General features: G+C 59.2%; 8 protein-coding genes and 1 pseudogene. 3 read left to right on the top strand and 6 right to left on the bottom strand.

What is annotated here, in order from left to right:
• Nucleotides 1-111: 111 nt before the first annotated feature.
• The 6 genes and pseudogenes from C2L64_RS56390 to C2L64_RS39735 form a co-directional block, all read right to left on the bottom strand.
• Nucleotides 112-849 (bottom strand): annotated as a pseudogene (locus C2L64_RS56390) (SIR2 family protein); the annotation flags it as partial.
• A gap of 300 nt (nucleotides 850-1,149) precedes the next feature.
• Nucleotides 1,150-2,076 carry a DUF4231 domain-containing protein gene (locus tag C2L64_RS39755; protein ID WP_063717347.1) on the bottom strand — a complete coding sequence of 309 codons (927 nt, stop codon included), beginning with the start codon at nucleotides 2,074-2,076 and terminating at the stop codon, nucleotides 1,150-1,152.
• 117 nt (nucleotides 2,077-2,193) lie between these two features.
• On the bottom strand, nucleotides 2,194-4,215 hold the full coding sequence (locus tag C2L64_RS39750) for a tetratricopeptide repeat-containing protein (protein ID WP_007583778.1): 2,022 nt from the start codon (nucleotides 4,213-4,215) through the stop codon (nucleotides 2,194-2,196).
• Nucleotides 4,216-5,013: 798 nt separating this feature from the next.
• Nucleotides 5,014-5,628 carry a hypothetical protein gene (locus C2L64_RS39745; protein WP_007583780.1) on the bottom strand — a complete coding sequence of 205 codons (615 nt, stop codon included), beginning with the start codon at nucleotides 5,626-5,628 and terminating at the stop codon, nucleotides 5,014-5,016.
• Between the two features lie 344 nt (nucleotides 5,629-5,972).
• Nucleotides 5,973-6,551 carry a hypothetical protein gene (locus C2L64_RS39740; RefSeq protein WP_007583782.1) on the bottom strand — a complete coding sequence of 193 codons (579 nt, stop codon included), beginning with the start codon at nucleotides 6,549-6,551 and terminating at the stop codon, nucleotides 5,973-5,975.
• Nucleotides 6,552-6,897: 346 nt separating this feature from the next.
• Nucleotides 6,898-7,857: a LysR family transcriptional regulator gene (locus C2L64_RS39735; RefSeq protein ID WP_007583784.1), complete on the bottom strand. Its 960-nt coding sequence runs from the start codon at nucleotides 7,855-7,857 to the stop codon at nucleotides 6,898-6,900.
• A gap of 131 nt (nucleotides 7,858-7,988) precedes the next feature.
• Here C2L64_RS39735 and C2L64_RS39730 point away from each other — a divergent pair, with 131 nt between their 5' ends.
• From C2L64_RS39730 to C2L64_RS39720, 3 genes are all read left to right on the top strand, one after another.
• Entirely contained in the window at nucleotides 7,989-9,155 is a 1,167-nt protein-coding gene (locus tag C2L64_RS39730) for a mandelate racemase/muconate lactonizing enzyme family protein (RefSeq protein WP_007583786.1), read from the top strand.
• Nucleotides 9,156-9,348: 193 nt separating this feature from the next.
• A complete protein-coding gene (gene dctA, locus C2L64_RS39725) occupies nucleotides 9,349-10,704 on the top strand; it encodes a C4-dicarboxylate transporter DctA (protein WP_007583787.1) in 1,356 nt (451 codons plus the stop codon).
• A 35-nt stretch (nucleotides 10,705-10,739) separates the two neighbouring features.
• The gene (locus C2L64_RS39720) at nucleotides 10,740-13,037 is read left to right on the top strand and encodes an NADP-dependent malic enzyme (protein WP_007583790.1); all 2,298 of its coding nucleotides are present in this window, start codon (nucleotides 10,740-10,742) and stop codon (nucleotides 13,035-13,037) included.
• Nucleotides 13,038-13,218: the final 181 nt, after the last annotated feature.

Here is a 13,218-nt window from a genome sequence, read left to right as displayed (position 1 = left end):
CAGTTCCGCGACGAACGCCGCCGCCGGTCCCGCGTAGATGCTGATTTGCGTTTCCCGTCCGAACCGATGCAGAAATTCAGCGAGGGCGTTCTCCGATGTGGCAGTTTCGCCGGCCGTGTAATAAGAGCGCGACGCCACGCGCAAACGGTCGCGTGTCGCCGCGCGCAGGATGAAGCGTCCTAGCCAGTCGGGGAAGTGGGCGCCGAGCAGCAGCAGGTGGCTATTTCGTAGTTCCGATAGCAGCCACTCGGGCGCCTCATCGCGGGTCACGAAGCGATGAATGAATTCAAGCTGGTCTTCGTCGTGAATCGCGAAATCGGATTTGCCACCGGCGCGGCCGAACAGGTTGAAGACCACGGGCGCCGCGCTCGAGCGCGGCACCCGTGCTTCGTCATGGGCCGCGCTCGACTGGTTGAGCGAGAACTCGATTTCGCGCGTAATGGACTTGCCATTGAAGCGAACCTCATTCAGCGCTCGCGCCATCAGCGAATCGAAGGTGAGGCTGACGAACAGCTCCAGCGGCGGGATCTCCGCGAGCTGTGTCAATGCGCGCGGTATCGGAAATGGAGGGGACAGACTTCTCAGCAGGTTGCTTACCCTGTCGTAGAGACCCGCCAGCTTCACCTCGGGCTTCTCCAGACACGCGCCGATTGCATCGTTGAGTTCGGCGTATGGATTCCATGTGACCGAGACCTGTTCGCGGTCCGCAAGGCGTTCTGCCAGTAGTCGCTGCAGCGAAACGCATCGCCCCTCATAGTCCGCCTGTATGAGTTCCTGGCCGAGTATCGGCACAACCTTGTCACTCTCGATGTCGTCGAGCAGGTCGTCCCACCGGAAATCGCTGTTCATCACTCGCTCCCCCGTAGTACAAGGAAAGGAGATCCGTTACCAGAAGCCGCACAAAAGCGCTTGAGATCGGAAAATCCTTGGCAAGCCTGGGCGGTACGCTACCCCGGCGTCAAATTTCAACGCGCGAAACAGTGGTCTTGTGTTTAGGAATATAGACGTTTTATCGATCCAGAACTTTCAAAGCGAATCGGAGTATGCGGTGATTTCTTTTCTTTGCGTTATTTCTATTTAACTATTCCCGAATAGTTGGTCGCCCAATCTCCGAGACGTTTTCGTTGTGTCAAACACTTCCGTATGAGCTCAGGAGTTTAGTGTCTCCGTCGACGATGTCGCCGGGCGCTTCAGGAAATCTGTGACCCATGCGTCGTTTTCGCCGTTCATGATTCCTTCTGCGTCGAGTATCAGTGCGTTATCCGCTTCCGGATCGGGGCGTGCCTGCGTGGTGATCTTCCACATCGTAAGGCGCAATTTCAGTCTGTCGGCGGCGAGACGGTAAGTGGCAGCAAGCCGCTGGTAGCGCTGAGCCATCGCATAAGCACCAATCGCAGTGGTAATCGCACTGAGCGTGGCCACCCAGGCTTCGATTTGCGCTCCCGCATAGATGGCACCCAGAGCGGCCAGCGCGGCCGCAATGCCGCTCAGCACTTGTATTGCCAACGTGCAGCGGTGCGCGTTTCCTTCATTCGTATCGGCCCTATCGGAGTAGAACGTGACCTGGTCGCCGATTCGCACCGTTGCATACTCCTGCACGGTCAGCGGATGGCCAGGGCAACCCTTGCTGGCGTCTTCGGCCTTGACCTCCAGTGGGGGCAAGTCTTCACCCTCGGTCATGAGTTCCTTTATTTTTTCGAGCAGCTTCTCACTCTTGTCGCCACTGTCGTACGGCGGCACGCGCGTGGCATAGCGATATCCTTCTGACTTGGCCCGCTCGGCGAGCGCACGTGTGCGAATCCAGTCTTTCTCGTACGTCGAGTCGAGCATCGAGCGGGCAGTCCAGGCAGCGAGTGCCATGGCGACCGCACTCGCGGCGCTCAGGATGCGCGTGACGATAGTGAGATCCGCAAACCAGTTGGGAAGCTGTGCGGCCAGCGTCGCCAGCACGGCGCCCGTCACGGTAAACGCCAGTGCGTACAATCTCCACCGGTCAAGCTGACGCCGGATGGCCCGCGCACGTGAAGCCCAGCCACGGTATTTGCTCCAAACCAGTTCGAGGGCTGCGTCGTCCATCTCATACTCCTGAAGTCGTTGCCCGGACCGGAATGTGCACAGTCCGCGGCGGCACCAAGGCAACTACGTTTAGTGGATCACTCGAAGAGACGCAAGGGTGCGAGACCCCACCGGCTCTCAGATCAACTGCTTCGTGTCGATGGACTCCAAAGCGAATGCGCCCGAATCCCGTGCCAGTTTCACCATGTACGCCGTGCCGGCGGACGACTCGCCCGTGTCCGTTCCATCCCACATCGCGAGCAGTGTCACGCGTTTCGCGCCCCACGACTGGGCGAGCCTCATGACCCATTTGTTGCCCCGCTCCCAGACGCTCGCATTCTTTCTTCGCAACCAGCGTGGCAGTCCCGCGCTGTTGCCGAGCACGAGCGTGGCACCCTCGCTCGCGTTGACGACGGCGAAGAAGCGTTCCCGCCACGCATCGTCGTATCCATTGAATGTCTCGCCGACGACCACGTCATTCGGCATGGGCAGACAGAGCACCCTGCGGACCCCGAGGTGCTGGCAGACTTCGTGCGCGAGGATGTCGGCGCCGGGCGCGGCCGATGCCAGTATGACCATTTCTTCGTCCGGCTTTTGAAGTGCGTTGATCTTTGCTTCGATCAGGGCTTTGGCTTGCGCTTCCTTGTCCGCAGGAAACCGGGGCTGTGGGGATTGCGCTGTGTCGACCGTGTGGCCCGAGAAAACAACCAGATGAACCGGTTTGACCGTCTCGGTCTCGAAACGGCTGTCGAGTTTGTCGATCACTTCGGCGGCCAGTTCGGCCTTGATGCCGAGATCGGCGAAGAGTTTTAGCTGCCCCTTTGTGGCGTCCCATGCAAAGCGCTTGTTGGCGGGAATCGCGTCACGATAGGCCTGGGTGACGCGCCGCACGTCTGCCGCGTCGAGCACGTCGGGGCGGGACAGGAACAGCAGGTCGGCAGCCGTAATAGCGGCCCACATGCGATCGTCCCCGGTCTCTCGCTCCTTCGCGTTCGCAGCGGAAACCTGCACAATATGGCGTAGCGAAGGTAACTGGGTATCGAGATCCTCCTTGTATCGCCGGGCTTCCGTCTCATTCCCTTCGAAGAGGTCCGACCACGCCGGATCATCGGCGAATGATCGCAGAATCGTGCCCATCTGCAGCGCCGCGATGCCTGGATAGAAACTGTTGAGGTCGACGTAGAACGCTCGCCGGTAGGCCTCGAACGATTCACGGAGCTTTCCGTCCAGTGCTCGCGTGCGCCGTTCTTCCCGTGTGGCAGCATCGCGGAATTCGACACGCCACAGGGTCTTCAGATTGCGCCCGTGCAGCGCAAGCGCCTCAGCGCGCTCCGGGAGCGGCGTGCGGGTATTCGCGAGCACGCTCCTGATGCACTGATTGGACGCTTCGAGCAGTCTCGCTTGCGATGTTTTGTGAGAGATACGTTCGTAAATGTTTGCGAGCGCGAGATTCGGCTCGACATCGTCAGGACGCGCGTTTTTGAGCGTCTCCCAGTTCTTGCGTGCGCCGTCGTAATCGCCGAGCGCCCATTGCGCCCGCGCGACACGTTCAAGTGCACTCATCTCAAAGCGTTCGCCTTCGAGTTCGTCGGCAAGCAGGCGCAACCACCCCTTGTCGGCGGCGGCCTCCGCACACCCCACCTCTTCGCCGACTTCGATGGGCGACACGCAGATCTCGTTCGTATCCGTCTCTGGAAGCGTCGGCAGCATCTGGAAGACGGGACTGTCGGTTTCACGATGTCCGTTCACGCTTGCGTGGATGGCGTCGACGAGGTTGTCGAGTGCGGAACCGGGGTTCTCGATGGGGTACTTGAGATACCGGTCCGTCAGTAAATCGAAGGGTGTCTTGTCCTGCGTCGGGTCGCCCTTGATGAGGATCGTATGCTTCTTGCGCATCGCATGGCGGATACCGAGTTCATAGAACACGTTTGCGTTATGAACGGTCACATCGCAGATTACGACATCGGCTTCCACGATCAGGGCGAACATGTCGACGCGGATATTGCCGGCCTCGACGATCTGCCCGGTCGTACCACCCACCAGATTGCACCGTTCTATCGCAGGGGTAATAAGGTCCGCGTCGACGCGGTCGAAATCGATTTCATTGCCCGACGAGTCCCTGTGCTTGCCGAATCCTCGGATAACGAACGCGCGCGGCATAGGGGGCTCCTCAAGTCTCGCCAATGAAGGCGATCATGTTGCCAGTTCGTCTTGCTCGCAAATCGATTCAAATTTTCCGGCAGGCATCGCGTGGCACGTCGGTGCCGTCCTCGAAACTGAAAACGATGCAGTCGCCATTTTTGTAATGCGTCACGCCTTTCCTGGCAGGTATATCGTCGGGTCCTTCGTGATTGCGGCCCAAACCGAAAAGTTATTCCGATATCGGCCGCAGCCGGGTTCCCGATACACATTCTCGCGAATACCTCGGTGGCGAGGTTGGAGACGTGCGAAGTCAACTTGAGTCTCGGAAATGCCGAGAAATGCGCTGGCCCCTGATCTGTATTTAGCATCTCGATTCATGATGCGGCATACCGTGTCCGCCAGCGAGAGGAAATGTTCGCTACCACACATTGGTATCCCCCATTTGAATTGGGCGTTTGGATAAAACACGACAACATCCGAACACGCGCTTTTTAATCACGACAGGGAGAACACACATCAGGCAATGTCGACAAACGTGCAAATACTCGGTGAATTGAGAACGGAAACTGAAATAGTCGTTGTGTGCCAGTCTTTAAGTGCCAATGTAAAGGTCTTGCCAATCCTTTCTACTCTTAAGTCACACGAAGATTCATCTGACAGCAGGAGCCGGCACTTTATTCGCAGGGGAAACAGCATGACCAATGCAGTCGCCAACGGGCGCGGCGAAGGCACGCATCACCGGCGCTTCTTGCGTCGGACTACAACGGCGCGTCGAGTGTCGTCGCCTGCGCGAAGGCAAAGCCGAAAACACCTGATTCATTTTTTGCGTGCTTCCAGATACTGGTACAGCGAGCCTTTGAAGTTCGATGGCGCGGGTTCTCCCTTCCGTCGCGCCTTGTCCATCGACAAGTTGTGATTCATGTCGGCGGCCTCGAAGTGCAACTGTTTGCCAAGCCGCTTCGCGTAATCGTATTCGTCCCGCGCGATGTCTCCGCCTCCGATAAAGATCAATACGTCCGAAGCTTCGACCATCACTCTCGAGGTCGGTGAAGGCGTATGGGTTTTTTCGATGTAACCGCCCCAGCGATCGTCTTCAATGACGAATACGGTCTTGACGTCTTCCGCAAACCTCACCTGCTCCTTCACCGCGTTCGAGGACACGATACCGATAGTCTGGAATCCGCGTGACGATGCAAGCGCGTACGAGGCGCCGATACCCATCGGCGTCGCGCCGGAGCAGACGATGTCGGCGAGCGGGTCCAGTTTGTCGAGCCAGCCCGACAACAGTTGCTCGACGGATCGTTGATCCTCGTAGCCTGCCGAAGAAAACCCCGAAAACGTCACGACCCGGCGATTCAGACCTCGGATCTCACACAGGGCTTCGTCGATATCGCTCATGTGATGGATGTGTGTTTCGCTATGATCAGTCATGTGTTATCGCTCGTGGACTGGGATCCTGGGTATTGGCTCAGTTTTGTCGTCGGTGCCGATGGGAGATCTTGCCGCTCCGCCATCCTGGTCCGACCGGATGGACTACATTCTGGTCCATCCGCGTCGACAAGTGGCCGCGCGACCGGGACAGGAACTGCATATGCCTACACCTGGAGCTTGCTGGCGGCCTACAGTGAATCCAGTAACTTTTCCCGCATCGGCCTCGAAACCGCGTTGATCGGCAAGTTCGGCACCGCGCCGTGGATGCCCTTGCTCCAAAACCGCAGCCGATTTACGTTCCGTTCGCCCGCCGAGACTGCGCCGGAATCAGTTGCGCCGATGCTTCAAGTCGTTCGAACAGCCTTGCGGCGCAACTGGCCGACCGATAGCCACACCGAAGAAACGAGAAAGTAGACAGCGCCTACCGCCGCGTAGCCGGCCACTTTGCCAATTGCGGGATGGATTGGCGCGCGGCTTTGCATCAGAAAAAATGCCCCTGCCAATGCCGACTGTCCGCCGCTCAAAACCATCGCCCATTGCGCGCCCAGGCGCCTCCAACGACGGACGGCGGTGGCGAGCTGAAGCAATCCGGAAAGTATGGCCCAAACGCCAAATACGCCCAGCACCCAGTTCAATCTCAATGCGACAATCACAGCAACCGTTGTAATGGCACTGATGATGACGTTGATGGCCTGGGTAGGATTGTCAGCCATCCCACCGCTATGCGACGCGTCGATGTAATTGGCCAGAGCGTCCCATGCGGGATACACGACCAGCAGTGCAACTGCGCTGGCCGGGAAGTGCTGCCCGACGGAGAAAGCTAGTACGACCCAGACAGCGGAAAACGCGGTACGGACAAAATAGTAGCGCGTGAGCCAGCGTTCGTCCTGAGCTCGAGTAATATCTTCATGGCGATCAACCATTGCAACTCCCTAACGGATTTTAATGAACGTGCCGAAGGGAAGGATCGCACTGGGCTTGCCTACGTGGCATCGGTCAAATGACCGACCGTGAACGACTAGCGCGTGTGGGTCACTCCGCTGGTCAGAATGAGGCCGGGAAGGGCGTCATTGCTGCTTGGATCGTGAGTCTGAGTACGTCCAGCACGCGAGGTTAAACGTTTCCTCCCGGTAGAGCGGAAGGGCCGTTGAGGGGCCGGTACATACCCATCGGATCAGCCCTGACTCCACCACAAAGCGTTTTTCGAGAATACGACGCGAAAGGCCGCAAGCTCAGCACATAGCGGTCAGCGTGACCAGGACGCAAGCCTCACGCCCTCCGTCCCCCTCTCTTCTTCTGAGCATAAATCGCAGCCCCCGTTTCGACCGGAATAAACGGTGCCTGAAAATGATCGATCAGAAAATCGATAAATGCCCGTGCGCGCGCCGTCTGGTTCCGCTGGCTGGGATAGTAGACAAACAGATCGGCCGACGGTAGTACCGTATCCGGCAGGACCAGTTTCAACCTGCCGCTCTGAACGTACTTCGCCAGATCCCATTCGGAACGAATCAATATCCCATGTCCGTCGAGCGCCCACCGCAGCACGATATCGCCGTCATTGCTTGAAAGCGCGCCTTTGACTTTCAGCGCTTCCGTGTGATCGCCCTGCATGTACCGCCAGACGCCATACGCATCATCGTTCTGGCGATGAATGATGCAACGGTGCCGAACCAGGTCCTCCACGCGCTCCGGTGTCCCGAAACGCTCGAGGTATTTGGGTGAGGCACAGAGAAACCGGCGATTGCTCATGATGCGCCGTGCGCTAAGCCGGCTGTCGGGAAGCTCGCCAAAACGGATCGCCATGTCGAATGCCTCCTCGACCAGATCGATGGGCCGGTCGGTCACCTCAAACTGGATTTCGACATTGGGAAACCGTTTCGCGAAGTCAGACACGAGCGGCGCGATGGTCGTGCGCCCGAAGCCGAGCGTCGCATTGATCCGTAGTAGCCCATGCGGATCGGACCTGGACCCGGATATCTCGTCTTCCATCTGCCGGACTTGCCCGACGATCTGCGTCGCATAGCGCAGATAGGTCTCGCCTTCCGGCGTGAGGCTGACGCTCCGTGTCGTCCTGTTGACCAGGCGCGCCCCCAGTCTCTGCTCGATCAGCCCCAGCCGCTTGGTCGCCGCCGGCGGGGTGAGATCGAGCGCACGCGCCGCTCCCGACAGGCTTTTCAGCCTGGCGATGAGGATGAAAAACTCGAAATCGGATGCAGAGTCGGTCGTCACTTCGGTTTGTTCACCAAAAGTAAAAAATGAAATGAATCCAGGTGAATTCTAACGCCTCATTCCGCGGATAAGCTAGTTTCCATTGCAGCCAGACGCATGCAAAACGTGCCCAAAACTCAGGAGACACCGTCATGAGAATCGTTGAAATCCGCGAAAAGACCGTTCCGATCAGCTCGCCGATCCGGAATGCCTACATTGACTTCAGCAAGATGACGCTGAGTCTCGTCGCCGTGGTGACGGATGTCATCCGGGACGGAAAGCCGGTTGTGGGTTACGGCTTCAATTCGAATGGCCGCTACGGTCAGGGCAAGCTGATGCGCGAGCGGTTCATTCCGCGCATCCTCGAAGCCGATCCCGCCACGCTCGTCAACGATGCCGGCGACAACCTCGATCCGCACAAGATCTGGGCGACGATGTTCACCAACGAAAAGCCGGGCGGCCACGGCGAGCGCTCGGTCGCCATCGGCACGATCGACATGGCGATCTGGGATGCGGTGGCCAAGATCGAAGGCAAGCCGCTGTTCCAGTTGCTGGCGGACCGTTATGGCAATGGCCAGCCCAATCGCAAGATCTTCGTGTACGCCGCCGGCGGTTACTACTACCCGGGCCAGGACCACGAGAAGCTGAAAGACGAAATGCGCAGCTACATCGACCGGGGTTATACGGTCGTGAAGAAGAAGATCGGTGGCGCTTCGCTCGATGAAGATTTGCGCCGCATCGACTCGATCCTGAGCGTGCTGCAGGACGGCCAGAAACTCGCCGTCGATGCCAACGGCCGCTTCGATCTCGACACCGCTATCCAGTACGCGAAGGCGCTGTCGCAATACGACCTGTTCTGGTACGAAGAACCCGGCGATCCGCTCGACTTCGAATTGCAAGCCACGCTGCGCAACTACTACGACAAGCCGATGGCGACGGGCGAAGACCTGTTCTCGATGCAGGACGCCCGCAACCTGATCCGTTACGGCGGCATGCGGCCCGATCGTGACTGGCTGCAGTTCGACTGCGCGCTCAGCTATGGCCTCGTCGAATACCTGCGTACGCTCGACATGCTGCATCAGCACGGCTGGTCGCCGAGCCGCTGCATTCCGCACGGCGGGCATCAGATGTCGTTGAACATCGCGGCGGGCCTTGGTCTCGGTGGCAACGAATCCTATCCGGACCTGTTCCAGCCGTATGGCGGCTTCCCCGATGGCGTGAAGGTGGACGGCGGCTATATCACCATGCCGGATCTGCCCGGCATCGGCTTCGAAGGAAAAGCCGATCTCTTCGCCGAGATGCAAAAGCTCTCCGCATAAGCCGCTGATCAACACACTCGCGGCAAATGTACCGACAAGCCGACAAGCGCGCCGAAAAGCGCGTCGGCGCAGCGTTCATAAAAACAGATAAACGGAACGCAGGCGAAATGAGGCCGTGCTCGCCGCAGCGCTAAATGCCGCTGCGGTGCTCAGCCTTACTTTCATTAAAAGATGCCACGCATAGGAGACAGTCATGCGGGTTTCAAAGATCAGAAAATCACTTTCGAAGCTTTACGTCCAGGTTTTGATTGGCATTGTTGCCGGTGTCCTCGTCGGACATTTTTACCCTGATATCGGGTCTCAACTCAAACCCCTCGGTGACCTGTTCATCAAATTGATCCGGATGCTGCTCGCTCCGATCATTTTTGCATCCGTCGTGGTGGGTATTGCCCGCATGAATGACCTTCATGAAGCCGGTAGGGTTGGCGTCAAGGCGGTCGTCTACTTCGAAATTGCGTCGACGATCGCGCTTGCGGTCGGCCTCGTGGTGGTGAACGTCATCAAGCCGGGCAGCGGCATGAACATCGACCCCGCGCATATCGACAGCTCGGCAATTACCACCTACACCCACGCGGCACAACAGCACGGCATGCTCGAGTTCTTCATGAGCATCGTTCCCAACAGCATTGTTGGAGCGTTTGCGAATGGAGAGATCCTGCCCATCATCTTTTTCTCGTTGCTGCTCGCCATCGCGCTCGCGAAGCTCGGTCCCCGCACCGCACCGTTTGTCGACATGCTCGATATGTTCCTTCAGGGCATGTTCGGGGTCGTACGAATCGTGATGTATGTCGCGCCTGTCGGTGCGTTTGGCGGCATGGCATTCACCATCGCGAAGTACGGGATTGGCACGCTGGCTTCGTTTGGTCAGCTGATGCTGTGTCTGTACCTGACCTCGATCTTCTTCGTGGTCGTCGTGCTCGGCCTCGTCATGCGCGTGAGTGGACTGTCGTTGTGGAAGTACCTCCGCTACATCAAGGACGAGATTTTCATCACGCTCGGGACAGCCTCGACTGAAGCGGTCCTCCCGCAAATGCTCATCAAGATGGAAAAGCTGGGGTGCTCACGCCCCGTGGTCGGGATGGTGTTGCCAACGGGCTATACGTTCAATGCCGATGGCACGGCGATCTATCTGACGATGGCCTCGATGTTCGTTGCGCAGGCGATGAACATCCACCTGACGATCTGGGATCAGTTGTTGTTGCTTGGCGTGCTGTTGCTGACGTCCAAAGGGTCGGCGGGTGTCGCCGGAGCGGGATTCGTGGCACTGGCGGCCACGCTCGCCACCATGCACAAAATTCCTGTATCCGGGCTGGTGCTGCTGCTTGGCGTCGACCGTTTCCTCAACGAGGCGCGTGCGGTGACGAATCTGATCGGTAACGGGGTGGCGACCATTGTGGTTGCTCGCTGGGAGGGCGCGCTCGACATGAACCAAGCCCGCGCGATGCTCAACCGTTCTGACACGAGCCTCGAAGCCCTGGAGTCGGTCGAAGACGCATCGATGGACCTGCCGCATCCGAACGACACCATTATTCGGTCCCACACGCACTGAGCTGTCGAGCCAACCCTATCCTGAGCACCGCCGCCATGACAAAACCATCCGAGACAACCAGCTTCCGCCAGGCAGCCCTCGACTATCACGAGTTCCCGACACCGGGCAAGCTGACCATCGCACCGACGAAGCAGATGATCAACCAGCGCGACCTCTCGCTGGCCTACTCACCCGGGGTTGCGTTCGCGTGCGAGGCAATCGTCGAGAACCCGATGAACGCCGCGCGCTTCACCGCGCGCAGCAACCTGGTCGGTGTCGTGACGAACGGCACGGCAGTGCTCGGCCTGGGCAACATCGGGCCGCTTGCATCGAAGCCGGTGATGGAAGGCAAGGCGGTGCTGTTCAAGAAGTTCGCGGGTATCGACGTGTTCGATATCGAGTTGAACGAGTCAGACCCGCACAAGCTGGTGGACGTGATCGCGGCACTCGAACCGACTTTCGGCGGCATCAACCTCGAAGACATCAAGGCGCCGGACTGTTTCGTCGTCGAGCGGGAATGCCGCAAGCGGATGAAGATTCCCGTCTTCCACGACGACCAGCACGGCACGGCAATCGTCGTCGCGGCGGCGGTCATCAACGGTCTGAAAGTGGTGGGCAAGCACATCGAGGAGGTGAAGCTGGTGGCATCGGGCGCGGGAGCCGCAGCGCTCGCGTGTCTCGATCTGCTCGTCGACCTGGGTTTGCCACTCGACAACATTCTGGTCGCGGATCTGGCGGGTGTGGTCTACAAGGGCCGTGTCGAACTGATGGATCCGGACAAGGCGCGTTTTGCGCGCGAAACGAACGCGCGCACGCTTGCCGATGCGATCGGCGTTGCGGACGTGTTTCTCGGCCTCTCGGCCGGGGGCGTGCTCAAGCAGGACATGGTCAGGCAGATGGCCGCGAAGCCGCTGATTCTTGCGCTCGCCAATCCGACGCCGGAGATTCTGCCGGAACTCGCCCTCGAAGCACGGCCGGATGCCATTCTGGCGACGGGCCGAGCCGACTTTCCGAACCAGGTCAACAACGTGCTGGTGTTCCCGTTCCTGTTCCGCGGCGCGCTGGACGCGGGCGCGACGACGGTTACGCGCGAGATGGAAATTGCGGCTGTCCATGCGCTTGCTGAACTGGCGCGTCAGGAACAGAGCGACATCGTTGCGACGGCTTACGGCATTCGTGATCTGTCGTTTGGTCCTGACTATCTGATTCCGAAGCCGTTCGATCCGCGTCTGATCGTCAAGCTCGCGCCCGCTGTCGCGCAGGCCGCGATGGATTCGGGCGTCGCCACGCGTCCGATCGAGGACATGGAGGCGTACAGGCAGCATCTGCAGCAGTTCGTTTATCAAAGCGGCACGACCATGAAGCCGATCTTCCAGCTGGCGCGTCGCGTCGAGCCGGAGAAGAAGCGCATCGTGTTCGCTGAAGGCGAAGAAGAGCGCGTGCTGCGCGCGGTGCAGATCGCCGTCGACGAAAGGCTCGCGAAGCCCATCCTGATCGGCCGTCCGGCTGTGATCGAGCAACGTATTGCGAAGTACGGCCTGCGTCTGGTGAACGGCCAGGACTACACGATCGTCGACACTGACCACGACGAACGCTACCGCGACTTTTGGCAGACGTATCACGAGATGATGTCGCGCAAGGGCTTTACCGAGCAGATGGCGAAGCTCGAAATGCGCCGCCGCACCACGCTGATCGGCGCGATGCTGGTGAAGCGCGGCGAGGCGGACGGCATGATCTGCGGCATGGTGAGCACGACGCACCGGCATCTGCACTTCATCGATCAGGTGATCGGCAAAAAGAAAGGCTGCAACGTCTACGCAGCAATGAATGCGCTGGTGCTGCCGGGCCGGCAGATTTTCCTCGTCGATACGCACGTGAACGTCGATCCGACTGCCGAAGAACTCGCCGACATCACGATCATGGCGGCCCAGGAAGTGCTGCGTTTCGGCATCGAGCCGAAGATTGCGCTGCTGTCGCATTCGAACTTCGGCACGAGCAACGCGCCTTCTGCGCAGAAGATGCGCAATGTGCTGGCGATCCTGCGTCAACGCGCGCCACACTTGCAGGTGGACGGGGAAATGCACGGCAGCCTCGCGCTCGACCACACGCTGCGCCGCGAAGCGATGCCGGATTCGACGCTCGAAGGCGACGCGAATCTGCTGGTATTGCCGAACATCGACGCAGCCAATATCTCGTACAACCTGCTGAAGACGGCAGCGGGGAACAACGTCGCGATTGGCTCGATTCTGTTGGGCGCAGCGCAGCCGGTCCATGTGTTGCCCGCATCCGCGACGGTGCGCCGCATCGTCAATATGACGGCGGTGCTGGTGGCGGATGTGATTGCGCAGAACTAGCCGCGACGTTCAAACACCAACATCGCTTTTTGCATGCTTTCTGCCAATCTCCCTGTTGGCAGAAAGAGAAGGGCGATGCTCCGCTTCCGCCTGAGGCGCGGTCTGGTAATTTGCGTCTTTCCAGCCTCACGACAAGCGCCCCAGTCTTACGAATTCTGTTCCTCTGCAGCAGACGCGCAAC

This window comes from Paraburkholderia hospita, assembly GCF_002902965.1.
Taxonomy (GTDB): domain Bacteria; phylum Pseudomonadota; class Gammaproteobacteria; order Burkholderiales; family Burkholderiaceae; genus Paraburkholderia; species Paraburkholderia hospita.
Note: the sequence above shows the minus strand (reverse complement) of the source record. Positions and strands in the feature narration are given on the sequence as shown.